The 21470-nt window shown below is 73.0% G+C and carries 16 protein-coding genes and 1 pseudogene; 13 read left to right on the forward strand and 4 right to left on the reverse strand.

Going from position 1 to position 21470, the window contains the following annotated elements:
- Nucleotides 1–88: 88 nt before the first annotated feature.
- The 3 genes and pseudogenes from ACIRD7_RS02675 to ACIRD7_RS02685 form a co-directional block, all read left to right on the forward strand.
- Complete coding sequence (locus tag ACIRD7_RS02675) at nt 89–1333, forward strand: sensor histidine kinase (protein WP_403448789.1); 1245 nt, start codon at nt 89–91, stop codon at nt 1331–1333.
- 217 nt (nt 1334–1550) lie between these two features.
- Nucleotides 1551–2231: a response regulator gene (locus ACIRD7_RS02680; protein WP_403448792.1), complete on the forward strand. Its 681-nt coding sequence runs from the start codon at nt 1551–1553 to the stop codon at nt 2229–2231.
- Nucleotides 2232–2347: 116 nt separating this feature from the next.
- Nucleotides 2348–2503 (forward strand): annotated as a pseudogene (locus ACIRD7_RS02685) (cytochrome P450); the annotation flags it as partial.
- Nucleotides 2504–2533: 30 nt separating this feature from the next.
- Here the strand turns inward: ACIRD7_RS02685 and ACIRD7_RS02690 are convergent.
- On the reverse strand, nt 2534–3556 hold the full coding sequence (locus ACIRD7_RS02690; RefSeq protein WP_403448793.1) for a Gfo/Idh/MocA family oxidoreductase: 1023 nt from the start codon (nt 3554–3556) through the stop codon (nt 2534–2536).
- A 129-nt stretch (nt 3557–3685) separates the two neighbouring features.
- Here ACIRD7_RS02690 and ACIRD7_RS02695 point away from each other — a divergent pair, with 129 nt between their 5' ends.
- From ACIRD7_RS02695 to ACIRD7_RS02730, 8 genes are all read left to right on the forward strand, one after another.
- A complete protein-coding gene (locus ACIRD7_RS02695) occupies nt 3686–4423 on the forward strand; it encodes a GntR family transcriptional regulator (protein WP_403451619.1) in 738 nt (245 codons plus the stop codon).
- Between the two features lie 181 nt (nt 4424–4604).
- Nucleotides 4605–5753 (forward strand): ROK family glucokinase, encoded by a 1149-nt coding sequence (locus tag ACIRD7_RS02700; RefSeq protein ID WP_403448796.1) that lies wholly within the window; start codon nt 4605–4607, stop codon nt 5751–5753.
- A 2-nt stretch (nt 5754–5755) separates the two neighbouring features.
- Nucleotides 5756–6331, forward strand: coding sequence for a sugar kinase (locus ACIRD7_RS02705; RefSeq protein ID WP_403448799.1), 576 nt, complete (start codon nt 5756–5758; stop codon nt 6329–6331).
- 109 nt (nt 6332–6440) lie between these two features.
- The gene (locus tag ACIRD7_RS02710) at nt 6441–9272 is read left to right on the forward strand and encodes an SNF2-related protein (protein ID WP_403448801.1); all 2832 of its coding nucleotides are present in this window, start codon (nt 6441–6443) and stop codon (nt 9270–9272) included.
- A gap of 41 nt (nt 9273–9313) precedes the next feature.
- Complete coding sequence (locus ACIRD7_RS02715; RefSeq protein ID WP_403451621.1) at nt 9314–11461, forward strand: SWIM zinc finger family protein; 2148 nt, start codon at nt 9314–9316, stop codon at nt 11459–11461.
- A gap of 111 nt (nt 11462–11572) precedes the next feature.
- Nucleotides 11573–12871: a 4-carboxymuconolactone decarboxylase gene (gene pcaC, locus ACIRD7_RS02720; protein WP_403448804.1), complete on the forward strand. Its 1299-nt coding sequence runs from the start codon at nt 11573–11575 to the stop codon at nt 12869–12871.
- A 33-nt stretch (nt 12872–12904) separates the two neighbouring features.
- Complete coding sequence (locus ACIRD7_RS02725) at nt 12905–13540, forward strand: MBL fold metallo-hydrolase (protein ID WP_403448806.1); 636 nt, start codon at nt 12905–12907, stop codon at nt 13538–13540.
- Nucleotides 13541–13596: 56 nt separating this feature from the next.
- Nucleotides 13597–14376 carry an exodeoxyribonuclease III gene (locus tag ACIRD7_RS02730; RefSeq protein ID WP_403448809.1) on the forward strand — a complete coding sequence of 260 codons (780 nt, stop codon included), beginning with the start codon at nt 13597–13599 and terminating at the stop codon, nt 14374–14376.
- 12 nt (nt 14377–14388) lie between these two features.
- On the opposite strand, the gene ACIRD7_RS02735 is transcribed toward ACIRD7_RS02730, so the two are convergent.
- Complete coding sequence (locus ACIRD7_RS02735; RefSeq protein WP_403448811.1) at nt 14389–16155, reverse strand: SGNH/GDSL hydrolase family protein; 1767 nt, start codon at nt 16153–16155, stop codon at nt 14389–14391.
- A 257-nt stretch (nt 16156–16412) separates the two neighbouring features.
- Here ACIRD7_RS02735 and ACIRD7_RS02740 point away from each other — a divergent pair, with 257 nt between their 5' ends.
- Nucleotides 16413–16820 (forward strand): DUF6278 family protein, encoded by a 408-nt coding sequence (locus ACIRD7_RS02740; RefSeq protein ID WP_403448814.1) that lies wholly within the window; start codon nt 16413–16415, stop codon nt 16818–16820.
- A gap of 283 nt (nt 16821–17103) precedes the next feature.
- Here the strand turns inward: ACIRD7_RS02740 and ACIRD7_RS02745 are convergent, their stop codons facing one another.
- Together ACIRD7_RS02745 and ACIRD7_RS02750 are read right to left on the reverse strand one after the other, a co-directional pair.
- The gene (locus tag ACIRD7_RS02745) at nt 17104–18672 is read right to left on the reverse strand and encodes a CocE/NonD family hydrolase (protein WP_403448816.1); all 1569 of its coding nucleotides are present in this window, start codon (nt 18670–18672) and stop codon (nt 17104–17106) included.
- A gap of 116 nt (nt 18673–18788) precedes the next feature.
- Nucleotides 18789–19547, reverse strand: a complete 759-nt coding sequence (locus ACIRD7_RS02750; protein ID WP_403448819.1) for a hypothetical protein — start codon at nt 19545–19547, stop codon at nt 18789–18791.
- A gap of 119 nt (nt 19548–19666) precedes the next feature.
- Between ACIRD7_RS02750 and ggt the strand changes: the two genes are divergently transcribed.
- Nucleotides 19667–21466 (forward strand): gamma-glutamyltransferase, encoded by a 1800-nt coding sequence (gene ggt / locus ACIRD7_RS02755; RefSeq protein WP_403448821.1) that lies wholly within the window; start codon nt 19667–19669, stop codon nt 21464–21466.
- Nucleotides 21467–21470 lie beyond the last annotated feature (4 nt).

Raw genomic sequence — 21470 nt, forward strand, 5'->3', positions numbered from 1 at the left:
CGACCGAAGTCGGCGGTCGCGCGACTTTGGTCGCCGATCACGGCCGAGGCGCCGCGCCGAGGGCGTGCACTGCGTAGATTTGTCGACCGTGAGTCATGACGAACCGGCGGCCGCGCAACAGGTGTTCCCAGGACACCGCTGGCTGTTGCCGTCGGCCCTGGTGAAGGAGCTCGACCCCGACCCCGGCCGCTCCGGAAGGCCCCGGCGCACCGCGCGCGACTGGGTGGTCGACTTCTCGTGCTTCGTCCTCGCGGTGTTCATCGGGCTGCTGGCCGCCGACACGCTGCGCGGCGAGGACCTGCCGCAGGGCTACGCCGTCCTCGACCAGGTGCTGGGCGCCCTGTCCTGTGCCGCGGTGTGGCTGCGGCGCCGCTGGCCGCTCGGGCTCGCCGTCGCGATGGTCCCGATCGGCTTCGTGTCGAACACCGCCGGCGGCGCGGGCGTCGTCGCCCTCTTCACGCTCGCCGTGCACCGGCCCTTCCGGTACGTCGTCTGGGTGGCCCTGGCCGACCTGGTGCTCATTCCGCTGTTCTTCTGGCTTCGCCCCGACCCCGACGTGCCGTACGTCTGGGCGATGGTCTTCGGCGTGCTGCTGACGGGGGCGATCGTCGGCTGGGGCATGTTCGTGCGGTCGAAGCGCCAGCTGATGGTGACCCTGCGCGATCGCGCCCGGCGGGCCGAGAACGAGGCGCGGCTGCGGGCCGAGCAGGCACAGCGGCTGGCCCGTGAGGCCATCGCCCGCGAGATGCACGACGTGCTGGCGCACCGGCTGACGCTGCTCAGCGTGCACGCGGGCGCGCTGGAGTTCCGGCCCGACGCACCCCGGGAGGAGATCGCGCGGGCGGCCGGCGTCATCCGGGAGAGCGCCCACGAGGCACTCCAGGACCTGCGGGAGATCATCGGCGTGCTCCGGGCCGACGAGCCCGACGACTCGGGCCGGCCGCAGCCGACCCTCGCGGCCCTGGAGGCCCTGGTCAACGAGTCCCGGGAGGCCGGCATGAAGGTCACCCTCGACCAGCGCGTCACCGACCCCGCCGCCGTCCCCACCTCCGTCGGCCGCACCGCCTACCGCATCGCCCAGGAGGGCCTGACCAACGCCCGCAAGCACGCCCCCGGCGCGGAGGTGACGGTGAGCGTGACCGGAACGCCGGGCGAGGGCCTGTCGGTGGCGGTCCGCAACCCCGCCCCCGTGGGCCCCGTCCCGCACGTACCGGGCTCCGGACAGGGCCTGATCGGCCTGACGGAACGGGCGACACTCGCGGGCGGCCGGCTGGAACACGGGCCGACGGCCGACGGGGGTTTCGAGGTGCGGGGCGTGCTGCCGTGGGGATGACGCGGGGCCGCGCGCCGGGGGCGGGGGTCCCGGGGCGGGGCGTGACCCGGACGTGGCCAACGGCCGCCCCCGAGTGCGCCGTTGAGGGCCGGGCCGCCCGGCCCGCACGCGCGCGTGCGGCGCGGTGGAACCCCTCGCGGACTGCCGCCGCGCGCCCGCGGAACACTCCACGCGGTCCGGCTCCGGAACGCCGTACAACCGTGATTACGTAAGCCCCATGACTGCGATCAGACTGCTCCTCGTCGACGACGACCCGTTGGTCAGGGCGGGCCTGTCCTTCATGCTGGGCGGCGCCGACGACATCGAGATCGTCGGCGAGGCCGCCGACGGTGCCGAGGTCGAGGCGCTGGTCGACCGCACCCGGCCGGACGTGGTCCTGATGGACATCCGGATGCCGGCGGTCGACGGTCTCACCGCGACGGAGCGGCTGCGAGGCCGCAAGGACGCCCCGCAGGTCGTGCTGCTCACCACCTTCCACGCCGACGACCAGGTGCTGCGCGCCCTGCGCGCGGGCGCCGCCGGGTTCGTGCTCAAGGACACCCCGCCCGCCGACATCGTCGCGGCGGTGCGCCGGGTCGCGGCCGGCGACCCGGTCCTGTCGCCCACCGTCACCCGGCAGTTGATGGACCACGCCGCCGGAGCCGCCGCCGACACTCGCCGCACCCGCGCGCGTGAGCGGCTCGCGGCCCTCAACGACCGTGAGCGCGAGGTCGCCGTCGCGGTGGGGCGGGGCCTGGCCAACGCGGAGATCGCCGCACGGCTCTTCATGAGCGTCGCCACCGTCAAGACCCACGTCTCGCGCGTCCTCGCCAAACTCGACCTCAACAACCGGGTGCAGATCGCCCTGTTGGCGTACGACGCGGGACTTCTGGAGGAACTCGACGACGGCGGGCACTAGTCGGGACGCCCGCGCGTTGTCGCAGTGACGGGAGGGCGAGTGTCATGGCGGACGTGATCGACCTGGGGGAGTTCGGGGACGGGTTCCGGGTGGACCCGCATCCGGTGTACGCGCTCCTCTGCCTGGGCGCGCCCCTCGCCCGCCTCGAGGCCCGCACCGCCCTGCGCGCCCTCCTGGAGCGCGCACCCGGCCTGGCGCTCGACGGCCCGCCGGGGGAGTGGCTGCCGGGGATGCTGATACGGGGGATGCGGAGCCTGCCGGTGCGCTGGTGACCGCACGCGGACGCCCCGCGCGTGCCCGCCTCACATGGCCGCGGCCTGGGTCCCGCCGGGAAGCTCGCGCAGTGCGACCGGTCTTCGCTCACGCCGCGACAGCTCGCAGGCCTCCGAGATCCGCAGCGCCTGCAGCGCCTCCCGCCCGTCACAGGGGTTGGCCCGCTCGCCGCGCACGACCTCCACGAACGCCTTCAACTCCGCCTCGTACGCGGGCCCGAACCGCTCCAGGAACCCGCCCCACGGCTTGTCCGCCGCGGGCGGCCCGGTCGGCTCGGTGGACGCGATCGGCGTACGGTCGTCCAGGCCCACCACGATCTGGTCCAGCTCGCCCGCCAGCTCCATGCGCACGTCGTACCCGGCGCCGTTCATCCGGGTCGCCGTGGCCGTGGCGAGCGTGCCGTCGTCCAGCGTGAGCACCACCGCCGCCGTGTCCACGTCGCCCGCCTCACGGAACATCGCGGGGCCCGCGTCGGACCCGGCCGCGTACACGTCGGCGACCTCGTGCCCGGTCACCCAGCGCAGCGCGTCGAAGTCGTGGATCAGCGTGTCCCGGTACAGCCCGCCGGACAGCGGCAGCCAGTCGGCCGGCGGCGGTGCCTGGTCGCTGGTCAGCGCCCGCACGGTGTGCAGACGCCCGAGCCGCCCGGACCGCACCGCCTCGCGCGCGCCCACGTAGCCCGCGTCGAAGCGTCGCTGGAAGCCCATCTGGAGAATCGTCCCGGCCGTCTCCACCTCGCCGATCGCCTGCAAGGTCCCGGGCAGATCGAGCGCTATGGGCTTCTCGCAGAACACCGGGAGCCCCGCCCGCGCCGCCCGGCCGATCAGCTCGGCATGGGCCGACGTAGCGGTGGTGATCACCACCGCGTCCACGCCCCACCGGAAGATCTCGTCCACGCCCGGTGCCGCCGTCTCGCCCAGCCGCCGCGCCAACTCCTGGGCCCGCGCGCCGTCCGCGTCCGTGAGGATCAGGGAACCGACCTCGCGGTGGCGGCTCAGCGTGTTGGCGTGAATCGTGCCGATGCGGCCCGTACCGATGACCCCGATGCGCATGGAAACAAAGTGCGGGTTCAGTGCGTACCCTGTCAATGCAAATGTCCGGACAATCAAACTACACGACTTCCCGTCAACAACGCGTAGAGCTACAGTCGGCCCGTGCCGAAACCAGAAGTGGACCCGACCGTGGAACTCGAGCTCAGCGTGGACCGGAGCAGTCCGGTGCCCTTGTACTTCCAGCTGTCCCAACAGCTCGAGGCCGCGATCGAGCACGGAGCGCTCACGCCCGGCAGCCTGCTGGGCAACGAGATCGAGCTCGCCGCGCGCCTCGGTCTGTCCCGTCCGACGGTCCGCCAGGCCATCCAGTCGCTGGTCGACAAGGGCCTGCTGGTGCGCCGCCGGGGCGTCGGCACGCAGGTCGTGCACAGCCAGGTCAAACGGCCGCTGGAGCTCAGCAGCCTCTACGACGACCTGGAGTCGGCCGGCCAGCGCCCCGCGACCCGGGTGATCGTCAACACCGTCGTCCCGGCGTCCGCCGAGGTCGCGGCCGCCCTCGGGGTGGCCGAGGACAGCGACGTGCACCGCGTCGAGCGGCTGCGCCTCGCGCACGGCGAGCCGATGGCGTACCTGTGCAACTTCCTGCCGCCCGGCCTGATCGGCCTGGACACCGCACAACTGGAGGCCACCGGCCTCTACCGCCTGATGCGCGCCGCCGGGATCACCCTGCACAGCGCCCGCCAGACCATCGGCGCCCGCGCCGCCACCGCCGCCGAGGCCGAACGTCTCGCCGAGGAGGAGGGCGCGCCACTGCTCACGATGCAGCGCGTGACCTTCGACGACACGGGCCGGGCCGTGGAGTACGGCACGCACACGTACCGCCCGAGCCGCTACTCCTTCGAGTTCCAGCTGCTCGTACGGTCGTGAGCGGACCGCTCGGTACGTTGCAATGTCAGGACAATGCAACGTCCCTGGCGCAGGGTGCCGCCAAGGGGTGCGTGGAACTGCGCGAGCGACCACAAACGGCCCGCAGGCGGCGTATGCCGTGAACCACCCCATTGTTTCCCCGTACGGCACCCGTACCGGCGGTGAGGCAGAATCGGCCCTGATGAGCACCTACCGCGACTTCACCGCCCCCATCGGCTCACGGCGGGCCCCCGTTCTGAGGACGGTGGGCTCCAGAGAGCGCCGCTCACACCTGTCGGCGCCCAGAGTGCCCACCGTCGGCATCGACATCGGCGGCACCAAGGTGATGGCGGGCGTCGTGGACGCCGACGGCAACATCCTGGAGAAGCTCCGCACGGAGACCCCGGACAAGTCCAAGAGCCCCAAGGTCGTCGAGGACACGATCGTCGAGCTCGTCCTGGACCTGTCCGACCGCCACGACGTGCACGCCGTCGGCATCGGCGCGGCCGGCTGGGTCGACGCGGACCGCAACCGCGTCCTGTTCGCGCCCCACCTGTCCTGGCGCAACGAGCCCCTGCGCGACCGCCTCGCCGGCCGGCTCGCCGTGCCCGTCCTGGTCGACAACGACGCCAACGCCGCCGCCTGGGCCGAGTGGCGCTTCGGCGCCGGCCGCGGCGAGGACCACCTCGTCATGATCACGCTGGGCACCGGCATCGGCGGCGCGATCCTGGAGGACGGTCAGGTCAAGCGCGGCAAGTACGGCGTCGCCGGTGAGTTCGGCCATATGCAGGTCGTGCCCGGCGGCCACCGCTGCCCCTGCGGCAACCGCGGCTGCTGGGAGCAGTACAGCTCCGGCAACGCGCTGGTGCGGGAGGCCAAGGAGCTGGCCGCCGCCGACTCCCCGGTGGCGTACGGGATCATCGAGCACGTCAAGGGCCAGATCGGCGACATCAGCGGCCCGATGATCACCGAGCTGGCCCGCGAGGGCGACGCCATGTGCATCGAGCTGCTCCAGGACATCGGCCAGTGGCTCGGGGTGGGCATCGCCAACCTCGCGGCCGCCCTTGACCCCTCCTGCTTCGTGATCGGCGGCGGTGTGTCGGCCGCCGACGAGCTGCTGATCGCCCCCGCGCGGGACGCCTTCAAGCGCCAGCTCACCGGCCGTGGCTACCGCCCCGAGGCCCGCATCACGCGCGCGCAGCTCGGCCCCGAGGCCGGCATGGTCGGCGCCGCCGACCTCGCCCGCCTGGTCGCCCGCCGCTTCCGCCGCGCCAACCGGCGCCGGGTGGAGCGCTACGAGCGGTACGCGCGGTTCGCCGAGGCCCGTCGAGCGTCGCAGGGGTCCGCGTAACCATGCCCGCACCCCAGCAGAGCGACTCCGCGGGCGAGCCGCGGCAGCCGGCCGAGGACCGCCGCCACATGATCCGGCGCAGGACGCTCACCCTGCTCATCATCGTGCTGCTCATCGGCGTCCCCGCGGGCTATCTGGTCATCTCCGCCAACCAGAGCCGCGACAGCGGCAAGGACAAGGAGGAGAAGTACTCGGCGACCGGCCTGAGCGCGGGCTGGCCGTCGAGGGTGCAGCGGCGCATCTACCAGATCCCCATCCCCGTGCCGTCGTACAAGGTCGCGTACTACGAGACGAACAACTGGCGGACCAGCCGGCTGTACGTCCAGTTCGAGACGGAGGACGAAGAGCTGGACGGGTACCTGAAGTCCATGGGCGCGGACCGGGACGATCTGAAGCAGGACGACATCACCATCAGCGCCCGCGACCAGAAGATCACCGGCTGGGACTTCAGCCGCAAGGGCCCGTGGTACGGCTTCGTCCACAAGCAGAAGAACCCGGCGCCCACCAAGGACGTCGTCGTGAACATGTCCGACCCGGACCATCCGTTCGTGTACGTCGTCTCGCGCACGGTCCCTTGATCACAGGCTGGGACGCCGGGCCCGAGCGGGCGCCGGGGCCGATTGTCAGACCCCGCCCGTAGAGTCGAAGACGGTTGATCCGACTCAGGGGCGGGAGGTGACAGGACGTATGAGCGACCAGGCCGTGGTGGCCGGGCGTGCGGGGGCGGCCGTCCCCGTCCGACTCGCGGCCGTCTTCCTGCCCGCGCCTCTGCCGCGCGAGGGCCGGGTGGCCTTCTGGGACCCGGAGGGCGGACCGCTCCCCGGCGAGGGCACCGAGGACACCGAGCTCACGGTCGTACGGCGGCATGGCGCCGGCGTCCGCCGCCGGACCACCCCCGCGCTCGCCGTGCCGCTCGGCGAGGCGCTGCCGCTGCTCGTGCGGGCCCGCCGCGACCCGGCCGCCCACCCCGCCACCGCCTGCTGGGGCGCGGCCGCGCTGCACGCCCTCCGGCTCACCGCACGCGGCCGGCTGCTGCCCGGCCTGACCCCCACCGGCCACGACGCCTGGCGGGCCGGCCCCCTGGACCCGGACGACATCGCCCACCTGCGCGCGATCGCCGCGGCCCTGCCCTACGAGGGGCACGCGGTCCCTCTGCCCGGCTCGGGCCCGCTGCGGCTGCCCGAGCCCGAGGCGCTGCTGCGTGCCTTCCTGGACGCGGTCGCCGACACCCTGCCCCGCACCCCCGCCGCCCCGTACGCCTCGGGGAGGCCCTTCGCCGCCCGCGAGGGCCTGCACCTGCCCGGAGCCCAGGACTGGGCGGCCGAGGTCGCCGCCGGCATGGACGCGGGCGTGCGGATCTCGCTCCGCCTCGACCTGTCGGCCTACGACCTCTTCGACGACCACGACGAGGGCGTGCGCAGCGCGGGCGCGGCGATCGTCCAGGTGCACAGCCTCGCCGACCCCACCCTCGTGGCCGACGCGACGGCCCTGTGGTCCGGCGAGGCGGACACCGCCTTCGGGCCCCGCGCCCGGGTGGACGCGGCCCTGGCGGTGCGGCGCGCGGCCCGGGTCTGGGCGCCGCTCGACCGGCTCTCCGAGCAGGACGTGCCCGACGTACTGGCGCTGTCCGACGAGGAGTTGGGCGACCTGCTGGGAGTGGCCGCGACCCGGCTCGCGGCGGCCGGGGTGGCGGTGCACTGGCCCCGGGACCTGGCGCAGGACCTCAGCGCGGCGGCGGTCGTACGGCCCGCGCCGGGCTCGGCGACCGACGGCACCGGCTTCTTCGAGAGCGAGGAACTGCTCCAGTTCCGCTGGCAGTTGGCGATCGGCGGCGACCCGCTCACCGAGGGCGAGATGGACGCGCTGGCCGAGGCGCACCGCCCGGTGGTGCGGCTGCGGGACCGCTGGGTGCTGGTCGACCCGGCCCTGGTCCGCAAGGCCCGCAAGCGGGAACTGGGCCTGCTCGACCCGGTCGACGCGCTGTCCGTGGCCCTCACCGGCAGCGCGGAGGTCGACGGCGAGTCCGTCGAGGCGGTACCGGTCGGCGCCCTGGCCGCGCTGCGCGACCGGCTGACGGCGGGCGTACGACCGGCGGAGCCGCCGCCGGGACTGCGGGCGACCCTGCGGGACTACCAACTCCGTGGCCTGGGCTGGCTGGAGCTCATGACGTCCCTGGGGCTGGGCGGCTGCCTGGCCGACGACATGGGGCTGGGCAAGACGATCACCGTCATCGCCCTGCACCTGAAGCGCGCCCGGACCGCCCCGACCCTGGTGGTCTGCCCCGCCTCGCTGCTCGGCAACTGGCAGCGGGAGATCACCCGTTTCGCACCCGGCGTCCCCGTCCGCCGCTTCCACGGCCCCGACCGCACCCTGGAGGACATGGACGGCGGCTTCGTCCTCACCACCTACGGCACCATGCGGTCGACGGCACCCACCCTGGCCCAGCACACCTGGGGCATGGTCGTCGCCGACGAGGCGCAGCACGTCAAGAACCCCTACTCGGCGACGGCCAAGGCCCTGCGCACGATCCCGACGCCCGCGCGCGTGGCGCTCACCGGCACCCCGGTGGAGAACAACCTCTCCGAGCTGTGGGCCCTGCTCGACTGGACGACCCCCGGTCTGCTCGGCCCGTTGAAGTCCTTCCGCGCCCGGCACGCCCGCGCCGTGGAGAACGGCGAGGACGCGGAGGCCGTGACCCGCCTCGCCCGCCTGGTGCGCCCCTTCCTGCTGCGCCGCAAGAAGTCCGACCCCGGCATCGTCCCGGAGCTGCCGCCCAAGACCGAGACGGACCACCCGGTCCCGCTCACCCGCGAACAGGCGGCGCTCTACGAGGCGGTGGTGCGCGAGTCGATGTACGTCATCGAGTCGGCGGACGGCATGGCGCGCCGGGGTCTGGTCCTCAAGCTCCTCACCTCCCTGAAGCAGATCTGCGACCACCCGGCGCTCTATCTCAAGGAGGAGGCGACTTCGGCGACCGAGCGACTGGCCGTGCGCTCGGGCAAGCTGACACTGCTGGACGAACTGCTGGACACGCTGCTGGCCGAGGACGGCTCGGCCCTGGTGTTCACGCAGTACGTGGGCATGGCCCGCATGATCGCCGCCCACCTCGCCGCCCGGGCGGTCCCGGTGGACCTGCTGCACGGCGGCACACCGGTCCCGGAGCGCGAACGCATGGTGGACCGCTTCCAGAGCGGAGCGACCCCGGTCCTCGTGCTGTCCCTCAAGGCGGCGGGCACCGGCCTGAACCTGACCCGCGCGGGCCACGTCGTCCACTTCGACCGCTGGTGGAACCCCGCCGTCGAGGAACAGGCCACCGACCGCGCCTACCGCATCGGCCAGACCCAGCCTGTCCAGGTCCACCGCCTCATCACCGAGGGCACGGTGGAGGACCGCATCGCCGAGATGCTCGAATCCAAGCGCGCCCTGGCCGACGCGATCCTCGGCTCCGGCGAGTCGGCCCTCACGGAGCTGACGGACCGCGAGCTGTCCGACCTCGTGTCGTTGAGGAGGGAGTCGTGACGGGCGCGGGGGAGCGGGAGAGTGCGGGCGAGGGGGAGCGGCTGCCCCGTGAGCCGGGCCCCCGGAGCGAGCCCGCGGACCGCCCGGCTGACGTGGCGCGCCGGGCACTGCGGGCTGCCCGGGAGAGGCGGGACGCGGAGCAGGAGGCGTCCTCGGGCGCGGAGTCGACCACGGGAGACGCCGACGAGCGTCGGGGAGCCCGGCCGAGCGATGCCGCCCGTGCGGCACTGCGCCCCACCCGGACACCCGGCGGTTCCGGGGCACGGCCTACGACACCTCCCGCCGCCGGCGGCACGGACCGGGCAGACAGCGCTGAGGGCCGGTCGGGTGGGCAAGCCGCCACGGCGGGCGCGGCAGCGGACCCGTCACCGTCGGACACAGGGGCCGACCCCGAGGCGCCCGCGTCCACCTCCGGCCCACGCGCGGCCCGCCCCGGAGACGCCGCCCGCGAGGCCCTGCGCGCCGCCATGGAGGACAGGCGGCGGGCGGCGGCGGAGGAGGAGGAGGCCGACCGGTCGACTCCGGGTGCCCGCAGGCCCCGTCGGCCCGAGCAAACCCCGCCCGGCTCCGTCGCGCGACGGGGCAAGGACGCCGGTGCCGACAGCGGGCGCGCCCGTGACCTTCGGAGTCTGCTCGCCGGTGCCTTCCGGATGCCGTCCGAGGACTCGCCTCACGGGGACGACCCGGCGCTGTCCGAGCCGCCCGCGGACCGACGAAGCGAGCCGAAGAGCCCCACCCCGGCCTCACCGTCCCCCTCAACTCCGCCTGCGCGCACACCCTTCACGGACAGCGCACCACCCCACCCGGCACCCACCGCCCCCGACTCAGCGAGCGAACCGGCACACGAAACACCACCTCCGAACGCCGTCAGCGCTCCTCCACCCGCGCCCGGTCTCCCCGCGACACCCCAGGTCCCCCGCTCGATGGCCGCCCCGGCCCGGGACGGCGAACTCCGCCGTACCTTCCCGGCCTTCGCGCCCCGCCCGCCGGACGACGCCCGCTTCGCCGAGACCTGGTGGGGCGACGCCTGGGTGACCGCTCTGGAAGAGGGCGCCCTCGACGCCAAGCGGCTCGCGCGCGGCCGCGGCTACGCCCAGGAGGGCCACGTCGACGCGATCACCGTGACGCCGGGGCTCGTGCTGGCGTATGTGCGGGGCAGCCGGCCGCGGCCCTACCGCGTGCAGGTGCGGCTGCGGACGCTGGACGACGCCGACTGGGCGCGGTTCCTGGACACCGTCGCCGAGCGGCCGGGCCATATCGCCGCGCTGCTCGACAAGGAGATGCCGCAGTCGCTGGCCGAGTGCGGGGTGCCGCTGCTGCCGGGGCCGGGCGACCTGGACCCCCGGTGCAGCTGCCCCGACCGCGGCCACCCCTGCAAACACGCCGCCGCCCTCTGCTACCAGACGGCACGCCTGCTGGACGCCGACCCCTTCGTGCTGCTCCTGCTGCGCGGCCGTGGCGAACGCGAGTTGCTGGATACGCTGTCCCGCCTCAGCGCCACCCGGGCCGCGCGCGCCGCGCAGGACCAGGAACCGGCGCCCCTGGCGGGCGTACGGGCCGCCGAGGCGCTTGATCCGAGGCGCCGACTGCCGTCCCTGCCCGCCCCGTTGCCCACGCCCCCGCATCCCGAGCAGCCGCCCGTCTACCCGGCGTCCCCGGGCGGCCCGGACCCCTTCGCGCTCGACCAGCTGGCGACGGACGCGGCGGTCCGCGCCCACGCCCTGCTCGCCACCGGCCGCGACCCGGTCGCCGAACTGACCCTGTGGCAGGACGCGGTACGGCTCGCCGCCGCCCGCCCGGGTTCCGGCCTGACCGCCTCCACCCGCGCCCTGTACTCCTCCCTGGCCTCGGCCGCCGACCGCACCCCGGCCGACCTGGCCCGCGCGGTCGCCGCCTGGCGCCAGGGCGGCCTCGAAGGGCTCGCCGTCCTCGAAGAACCCTGGGACCCGCCGGCCGGCCGCTTCGACCGGGCCCGCCCCCTCCTCCTCGCCGCCGACCTCCCCGCCTTCCGTCCGTGGCGCAACCACCTCACCCACCCGCGCGGCCATGTCCAGCTCCGCCTCGGCCGTGACGGCCTCTGGTACCCGTACGAATCGGAACCGGGCCACGACGACTGGTGGCCGCGCGGCACCCCCGACCTCGACCCGGTCGGCGCCCTCACCGGCCTGGGCGCCGCGCCGGAGAGCTGAACGCGGCCGTGGTGTGGAGGATCTTCGCGGAGCCACCACAAGGTGGGACGGCTTGCATGGGGTTGCGACCCCCGCGCGTGAGAATTCGTGAGATGTGAGAGCGTGCAGGGCGTGAGTGAGACACCGACGAACACCCTGCAATACCGCTTTGACGGACCAGAAGACGCACCCGTCCTGATCCTGGGTCCCTCACTCGGCACCACCTGGCACATGTGGGACCGGCAGGTCCCCGAGCTGACCCAGCAGTGGCGGGTCTTCCGGTTCGACCTGCCCGGGCACGGCGGCGCTCCCGCGTACCCGGCCGGCTCCGTCGGCGACCTCACCGAACGGCTGCTCGCCACCCTCGACAGCCTCGGCGTGCAGCGCTTCGGCTACGCGGGCTGCGCGCTCGGCGGCGCCCTCGGCATCGAACTCGCGCTGCGCCACCCGGAGCGGATCGCCTCGCTCGCGCTGATCGCCGCCTCGCCCCGGTTCGGCACGGCGGACGAGTTCCGCCAGCGGGGCGTGATCGTGCGCACGAACGGCCTCGACCCCATCGCCCGCACCTCGCCGGACCGCTGGTTCACGACCGGCTTCGCCGCCGCCCAGCCCGCCATCACCGAATGGGCGGTGCAGATGGTGCGCACCACCGACCCCGGCTGCTACATCGCCGCCTGCGAGGCGCTCGCCTCCTTCGACGTACGGCCGCGGCTGGCCGGCGTCTCCGTGCCCACCCTCGTCCTCGTCGGCTCGGACGACCAGGTCACCGGCCCCGCGGAGGCCCGCACCCTGGTCGCCGGCATACCGGACGCCCGGCTCGCCGTCGTCCCCGGCGCCTCCCACCTCGTCCCGGTCGAGCAGCCCGCCGCCGTCACCGACCTGCTGGTGCGGCACTTCTCCACCGCCTGGCAGCCCGGCTACGACACCAACACCGGCCAGATGGCCATCGTGGCCGCCCCGGTCAAGCCGGTCCTGGCCGCGGCGCCGCCGCAGCCCGCGCCCATCGCCGAGATCGCCCCGGCCGTCGCGGTGCCGCAGACGACGGGACGGCCGGACCCGTACGAGGCGGGCATCAAGGTCCGCCGCGAGGTGCTCGGCGACGCGCACGTCGACCGGGCGCTGGCGCAGGCGGATGAGTTCTCGGGGGACTTCCAGGAGTTCATCACCCGCTACGCGTGGGGTGAGATCTGGGACAGACCCGGCCTCGACCGGCGCTCCCGCAGCTGTGTGACCCTCACCGCCCTGGTCGCGGGCGGTCACCTGGAGGAACTCGCCTTCCACGTCCGCGCCGCGCTGCGCAACGGCCTGACCCCCACCGAGATCAAGGAGGTCCTGCTGCAGGCGGCCGTCTACTGCGGTGTGCCGGCGGCCAACAGCGCGTTCAAGGTGGCCCAGAAGGTCATCAGGGAGGAGACCACCCCCGAGGAGTGAGCATCCCGCGGGCGTGCGCGCCAGGATGGACCCATGAAGCTCACGAAGAAGTCGCACGCCTGCGTCCGGCTCGAGAAGGACGGCCAGACGCTCGTTCTCGACCCCGGCGGGTTCAGCGAGGAGGACGCCGCGATCGGCGCGGACGCGATCCTCGTCACACACGAGCACCCCGACCACTTCGACGAGACGCGGCTGCGGGCGGCCATGGAGGCCAACCCGGCCGCGCACATCTGGACCCTGAAGTCCGTCGCGGAGCAGATCTCGGCGGCGTTCCCGGGCCGTGTCCACACCGTCGGCCACGGCGACACCTTCACCGCCGCCGGCTTCGACATCCAGGTCCACGGCGAGCTGCACGCCGTCATCCACCCGGACATCCCCCGCATCACCAACGTCGGCTATCTCGTCGACGGCGGCCGGGTCTTCCACCCGGGCGACGCCCTCACCGTGCCGGACCACCCGGTCGAGACGCTGATGCTCCCGGTCATGGCCCCCTGGAACAAGATCGCGGAAGTCATCGACTACGTCCGCGAGGTCAAGCCGCAGCGTGCGTACGACATCCACGACGCCCTCCTCACCGACCTGGCCCGGCCGATCTACGACCGCCAGATCGGCGGCCTCGGCGGCGCGGAGCATCTGCGGCTGACACCGGGGGACTCCGCGCAGCTGTGACCGGTCCCACCCCGGGCGGGGCAGGGTTGTCAGTCCCGCCCGGTAGGTTGTGAGACATGCGCATCGCGACCTGGAACGTGAACTCGATCACCGCCCGCCTGCCAAGGCTCCTGGCCTGGCTGGAGAGCAGCGGCACCGATGTGCTGTGCCTCCAGGAGGCGAAGGTCGCCGAGGGCCAGTTCCCGGTCGACCCGCTGCGCGACCTGGGTTACGAGGCGGCGGTCAACGCCACCGGCCGGTGGAACGGCGTGGCGGTGCTCTCCCGCGTAGGCCTCAAGGAGGTCGTCAAGGGCCTCCCGGGCGACCCGGGCTACGACGGCGTCCAGGAGCCGCGTGCCATCTCCGCGACCTGCGGCCCGGTCCGCGTCTGGTCGGTGTACGTGCCGAACGGCCGCGAGGTGGACCACCCCCACTACGCCTACAAGCTCCAGTGGTTCGAGGCCCTCAAGGCGGCCGTCGCCGGCGACGCGGGCGGCAGCCGCCCGTTCGCGGTGCTGGGCGACTACAACGTGGCGCCGACCGACGACGACGTCTACGACGTGGCCGCCTTCGAGGGCCTCACCCACGTCACGCCCGCCGAGCGCGCGGCCCTCGCCTCCCTGCGCGAGTCCGGCCTCTCCGACGTCGTCCCGCGCCCCCTCAAGTACGACCACCCGTACACCTACTGGGACTACCGCCAGCTCTGCTTCCCCAAGAACCGCGGCATGCGCATCGACCTGGTCTACGGCAACGAGCCGTTCGCCAAGGCCGTCACCGACTCCTATGTGGACCGGGAGGAGCGCAAGGGCAAGGGCGCCTCGGACCACGCACCGGTGGTCGTGGATCTGGACGTGTAGTCCCCGGTCCGGTCACCCGGCGAGCAGCCTCAGATCCACCGACCCGGCCAGCGCCGCGAGCCCCGCGTCGCCCGGATGCAGATGGTCCCCGCTGTCGTAGGCGGGCAGCATCCGGGACGGCTGCGCCGGGTCCCGTACGACGGCGTCGAAGTCGAGCACCCCGTCGTACACCCCGGCACTGCGGATCCAGGCGTTGATCTCGACCCGCTCGGCATCGACAGCCGCCGTGCACCGTGCCTCGCCCGCACAGGGCAGTACGGTCGCCGCCAGCATCCGCAGTCCCCGCGCCCGCCCGCGGTCCGCGATCTCGCGCAGTCCGGCGATCACCTGCTCGGCGCTCGTGCCTGCCCGCACATCGTTGATGCCCTCGAACACCACCGCCGTACGCGCCGACGTCTGGGCCAGCACATCCCGGTCGAACCGGTGCAGGGCGCTCACCCCGGCGGTGTCCGTGGAGACCCCGTCCCCGGGGTAGCGGTCGGAGACCACGCGGTTGCCCGAGATCCCCTGGTTGAGCACCCCGTAGTGGGGGACCGCACTCTGCTTCAGCAGCCGTGAGGCCAGCACATCGGGCCAGCGCCGGTTGGCGTCCACCGTGGACTTGTCGCCGTCGGTGATGGAGTCCCCGAGCAGCACCACCGAGCCCGGTCCGCCGCCCACGTCGACGCCCGTCAGCAGCGGCCAGCTGGTCAGGACGGTCGGGTAGTTTGACGCGGAGACGTCCGCCGTGTGGTCGCCCGGCCCGCTCACGTACGACCGCTGCTGCGCGAGCCGGTGCACGGGCGCCGCCGGCACCGTCGCCGGCAGATGGAAGCTCACCAGCAGATTGGCGTCGGCGGGCACGGTGAAGCCGAGCGGATCGCTGTACGCCTGCGCCCCCGCCGGGATCTCGGCACCCGCGGCACCCCGGAACAGCACGCGGACCGGCGTCGCCTTCGCCGCCGCGCCGGACTGCTGTACCGCCACCGTGGCGGCGCCGATCCGCACCGGCCCCGACGCGAAGGTGTTGTCGAACCGCAGCCGCACCCGGGGCCCGCCCACCGAGGTGTGCACCACCAGGCGCAACGTCCGGTCGGTCCACGGCCCCACGGTCGGATGGCCGCCCGTCGCGCTCGCCCAACTCCCCGTCCAGCCGGTGGCCGGGGTCCGCACCGACACCGCGAAGACATGCATCCCGGGTGCCTGCGGCAGCCGTACCGACGCGACCGAGCGGCCCGCGAGGACCGGCACGGTCATGACGTACAGCCGGGCACTCTCGGTGAGTTGACCGCCCGGGGTGTTGATGTGCGGCAGGGCGACCGCCTTGGTGGCGAGCGGGCCGGTGCGCCAGTCGGGGGCGGTGAGCCGGTAGGCGGACCGGGTGCCGTCGGCGTACCCGACCTCTCCCGCCGCGCCGACGTCGGTTCCGGCCGTGCCCGCCACCAGGAAGGCGAGCGCGTCGCCGCGGCCGGTCAGGCGCACCTCCTGCCCGGCGGCCCGCACGTTGTCCGGCTCGCCCGGCTGCCGGTTCGGCCAGGTCAGCCGGGCCCCCTGCACGGTCAGCGCGCGGCCTGGCGTCCAGCCGGCGGCCGCGAGGTCCCGAGCCGACAGGGAGGCGCCCGCCCCGTCGAAGTCCGCGTCGGCGGGCCGGGCGTCGTCGCTGACGGCCGCGTTGTCGAAGAGCCGCTCCAGCGGGAGCGGCACGGCTCTGCGTTCGCCGGCCGCGTGTGCGGAGACCGCGGGCACGAGGGCCGCGAAAAGGGCAAGGACGACCGCGGAAATCCACACACATCGGCGCACGGCCGACTCCTCCCGTTCACGACCGCTCAGGACCGCGTATGACTGCGCATGACAAGTTCGGGTGAGGCTTCTGGTCGGGACGTTCGAACCAGCCGTTTCACATGAGCCGTTCGGACGAGACGCAGGACGCATCGAGAAAGTAGAGAGGCACCCGTGACCCGTCAACGAGCCATGCCAGAAGTCGGCGTGAACTCGACCGGAATCGGCGGTCCGCGCGCCTGTGGTGCGCTCGCCCGTGCGAATGACACGCTGTGCGTATGAAGATCCCTTTTCTTGGCCATCGGCCCGAGAAGCGCGGGGCCCCCGACCCCGAGGGCATCGCCGAACTTCTCTCCGAGTGCGAACTCCTGCGTTCCCACGCGTCCCGGGCGGGGATCCAACTCGATGACACCGTGGCCTCGTTGGAGGCCCTCGATCAGCTGCTGCCGCGCTGGCGGGACGACGAGGAGGTCCTGCCCTGGCTGGGCAATGACGCCGGGCTGTACCTCGGCACCGTCATCGTGCGCACCGTACCCGGTGCGGCCTGGGGGTTCTGGCCGGACGGCCAGCCGGTCGTCCGCCTCGCCTCCGGCCGTGAGTTCGACGTGGTGACCTCGGGCCGGGAGTGGGCCGTGAGCGGCGTGCCCGAGCTGTCACAGCTGTACGCGGAGGTCTCGGAGGCCTGAGGCCTCATGGGCGTTTTCAGGTAAGAACCGGATAAATACGGCTAATGCCCGAAAAGTGCGTGTCGTCCCATAGGTTCCCTGCTGCCCGGATAGTTTGCGGCCATCGCAACGCAGCTGAACCGACCTCGACTACGATGTTCCGTCCGTCCCCAAGGCCGTGGCGGTGGCCCCGTCCACGTCCGGGGACGCTGCTGCCGGGTGGGGATCCCCCCACGGCCCCTGGACACAGGGGCAGCAGGGGGCAGCAGTCACAGAGCCATACCCGTCCGGCGCCGGCCGGAGATCACTGCTCGCGCAGTGGAATCGACACGTATGACGGGTCGTTCGCCGGCGAGGAGAAGGTCAGCCGCGCGCCGGACGGGTTGTGCTCGATGTAGAGCGGGTCGACGGTGTCGACGACCAGGGCGAGTCGGTGCCCTGCCGGCACGTCGTAGGCCGTGGAGTACAGCTCCAGGTCCACGGTGAACGGCTTTCCGGGCGTACGTCCGTGGAAGGTGTACGGCGCGTTGCTGACCAGCTTGCCGAGGCCGAGCGGGCCCACGTCGTAGAGATAGGCGACGAGGGTGCCGCTCTCCTTGGTCGGGGTGATCGTGGTGTGCAACTTCGCGGTGCCGCGTACCCGTTGGGCCGTGGCGTACTTCTCCGACTGCCACACGCCCGCCCAGAGCCGGGGGATCAGCGGAATCGAGGCCATCGGAGGCAGTTGGGCCACCTGGTCGAGGATGCTGGACAGGAAGACGACCCCGCCGTTCGCCCCCGAGTCGACGTTCGTGCGGATCGTGGTCGTGCCCGCGAGGGCGATCTTCCGGTTCGTCGCGCCGACCGACTTCCAGTCCGGGTAGCCCTCGTAGCCGCCGCTGGTGCGGGACTTGAGGCGGACCGGCAGCTCGCGGCCCACGCCGTTGTCCTCGCCCTTGAGGTAGTGGTCGAACCAGCGCTCGGTGTCCGTCCACACGTCGTTGGGCAGGCCGAACAGGCCGGTCAGCTCGGCGGTGGCGTGGTCGCCGGGGCGGAACTCCAGCCGCTTCGGGCCCGTCAGCTTCTCGTAGAAGTCCGCGTACTGGTTCGGCTGGAAGACCGTGTCGCCCCAGGAGTTGGCCAGCATGACCGCGACGCCGCTGTCGTTGAGCTCGTCCACGTATGTGGCGACAGAACGTTTCTTCCCCCAGTTGATGATGTCCTGTTCCTTGGACAGGTTGGAGGCGTAGAAGTCATTGAAGATCTGCCGGACTTCGGGGCTCTGGCGGCCGGTGACCAGGCTCGCGCCGTCCAGCAGCGCCGCGGCCTGGACGTGCTGGGTGCGGCCCGCGTAGATCGAGCCGATGAGGTCGGCCCAGCCGCTGAGGGCGGCGACCGCCCGGACCCGCTTGTCCTGCGCGGCGGTCAGCAGGCTGATGCCGGCGCCGTACGAGACGCCCGCCATGCCGATGTGCCGGGCGTCGGCCGGGGTGTTGGCGAGCGCCCAGTCGATGACCCTGGACGCGTCGGCTATGTCGGGCGGCCCCGCCACTTCTATCTCGCCGCCCGACTGCCAGAAGCCGCGCACGTTGTAACTGACCACGACATAGCCGGAGTCGGCGAGCTTCTGGGCCTGCGCGAAGTACTCGACCTGGGGCAGCCCCCAGCTCGTGGGCATGACAAGCAGAGGGTAGTCGCGCGTGCCGTCGGCGCCGGCCGGCGTGACGACGTTCGCCTTGAGCGTGGTGCCGCCGTCGCCGGTGATGTCGACGAAGCGGACGCTGTTCGGGGCCGCTTGGGCGGCGGGGGCGAGCCCGAGGGCGCTACCGGCGACCAGGGTCGCGGAGACGGCGCCCACGGCGGTCGTGCGCAGGGCCTTGCGATGGTGTCCCACGGGTCACTCCTCACTCGTGTCAGTGCAAAGTGACCCGACGGTAACCGCGGCCTCTTACCGCAAGTAACCCGTCGGTAAGTTACGTGCCAGTAACGATTAGCGGAATGTGTTGGACCTCAGGAGGCCCGGTGGCTGTTGCGAGGAGCCGCCGGTGCCGGCAGCGCGGTCTGCGCCGACCGCGTGACATCGGCGACGAGCTCCACCACATCCGGGCCGTACGCCTGCGAGTTGACCACCTTCAGCAGCAGCACGAACGAGCCCGTGCCGTGCTTGCGGCTCAGCCGCTCGTGGTTGCGGGCGAGGTAGCGGGTGGCGGCCTGGTTGGTGATCGACGTCTGCCCGCAGAACAGGAAGACCGGGCGCGGGCCCTGGCTCTCGTCGACGGTGAGCCGGGCGAGCAGCGCGTACTCCTCCTTGCCGACCTCCACCCGGTAGCGCTCCGAGCCGATCTGGAACGCGCCCCGGTCCGGGCCGGGTTCGGCGTCGACGTTCACCCGCACACCGGGCAGCAGGGAGGCCAGGTGCGCCATCATGCGGCGGTTCGACGCCGGGCCGCCGACGCAGAACTCGGTGCGCTCCCCGAAGCCCTGGCGCGCCGCGTCGTGCGGGATGATCTGCGCGTTGGCGTTGCAGTCCTTGATCAGGGCGGCGAGTTCCAGGAGCGCGAACACGTCGTAGCGCATCACCGTCAACTCGGGCCCGCCCGCCCCGCGGTTGACCACCAGCAGGGACTCGGCGTTGTCGGGCAGCCCGAAGAACGCCTGCCTGCGGCGCAGCCTGCGCTTCCACAGGTAGGTACGGGCGAGCCAGCCGAGCATCGCACTGAGGCCGGCCGCGACCACGCCCAGGACGATGTTGCGCACGTCGTCATTCATGGGCGCGCATGCTAGCGGGCGAACGCAAACCCGTGTTCGACGAGAGCCTGCCGAGGACAGGCTGACGGGGGCATGCCGATCGAATAGGCTGCGCGGACGGTCCCTGACTGGAGGTGCGGATGCGTCGCCCTGTCGCGCGGAAACTGTCGGTCCTGGCCATCTCGGTTGCCGTGGTGTCGGTGGGAGCGGCCGCGCCGCCGGGCACCGGAACCCACGGAGTGGAGAAGGTCCCGGTCGCCGTCGGCTACGGCGGAGCCGTCTCCAGCGTCGACGCGGACGCCTCCGCCGCCGGCATCGAGGTACTGCGCAAGGGCGGCAACGCCGTCGACGCGGCCGTCGCCACCGCCGCCGCGCTCGGGGTCACCGAGCCCTACTCCGCCGGCATCGGCGGAGGCGGCTACTTCGTCTACTACGACGCCGAGTCCCGTACCGTGCGCACCCTCGACGGCCGGGAGACCGCGCCGCTGACCGCCGACTCCCGGCTGTTCACGGAGAACGGCACCGCGATCCCGTTCGCCGAGGCCGTCACCAGCGGCCTGAGCGTGGGCACCCCGGGCACGCCCGCGACCTGGCAGCGGGCGCTCGAGAAGTGGGGGAGCAGAAGCCTCGGCTCGGTGCTGAAGCCCGCCGAGCGGCTCGCCCGCGACGGATTCACCGTCGACGCCACCTTCCGCGCGCAGACCGCCGCCAACGAGACGCGGTTCCGCTACTTCCCGGACACCTCGAAGCTGTTCCTGCCGGGCGGCGCGCTGCCGGTCGTCGGCTCCACCTTCAAGAACCCCGACCTCGCCCGCACCTACGCCGAGCTGGCGAGCAAGGGCGTCGGCACGCTGTACCGGGGCGATCTCGCCGAGGACATCGTCGACACGGTCAACGAGCCGCCCGTGGACCCGGCCTCCGGCTGGAAGGCACGCCCCGGTGACCTGTCCGCCAGGGACCTCGCCGCCTACCGCGTCAAGTCCCAGGCCCCCTCCAGGACCTCGTACCACGGACTCGGCGTCTACTCCATGGCGCCCTCCTCCTCCGGTGGCACGACCGTCGGCGAGGCCCTCAACATCCTGGAGAACACCGACCTCTCCAAGGCGAGCGAGGTCCAGTACCTGCACCGCTACATCGAGGCCAGCCGCATCGCCTTCGCGGACCGCGGGCGCTGGGTCGGCGACCCCGCCTTCGAGGACGTACCGACGAAGGAACTGCTGTCGCAGCGGTACGCCGACTCGCGGGCGTGCCTGATCAAGGACGACGCGGTGCTGAAGAGCCCGGTGGCACCCGGCGACCCGCGCGACCCGGCGGCCTGCGAGGCGAGCGGCACGGCCGCCCCGACCACCTACGAGGGCGACAGCACCACCCACCTCACCGTCGCCGACAAGTGGGGCAACGTCGTCTCCTACACCCTCACCATCGAGCAGACCGGCGGCAGCGGCATCACCGTCCCGGGCCGGGGCTTCATCCTCAACAACGAGCTGACGGACTTCTCCTTCACCCCGGCCAACCCGGCCGTGCACGACCCGAACCTGCCGGGCCCGGGCAAGCGCCCGCGCTCCTCGATGTCCCCGACGATCGTGCTCGACCAGCACAACAGGCCCGTGGTGGCGCTCGGTTCGCCCGGCGGTGCCACGATCATCACCACCGTGCTCCAGTCGCTGACCGGGTTCCTCGACCGGGGGGTGCCGCTCGTCGACGCGATCGCCGCGCCGCGCGCCAGCCAGCGCAACGCGGCCCAGACCGAGCTGGAACCCGGCCTCTACAACAGTGCGGTGAAGGCCGAGCTGGAGGCCATCGGGCACTCCTTCAAGCTCAACCCGGAGATCGGCGCCGCCACGGGCGTGCAGCGGCTGCCGAACGGCAAGTGGCTCGCAGCCGCCGAGAAGGTACGGCGGGGCGGCGGGTCGGCGATGGTGGTGCGGCCGGCGTCGTAGCGCC

This window comes from Streptomyces sp. NPDC093568 (assembly GCF_044764945.1).
Classification (GTDB): Bacteria; Actinomycetota; Actinomycetes; order Streptomycetales; family Streptomycetaceae; genus Streptomyces.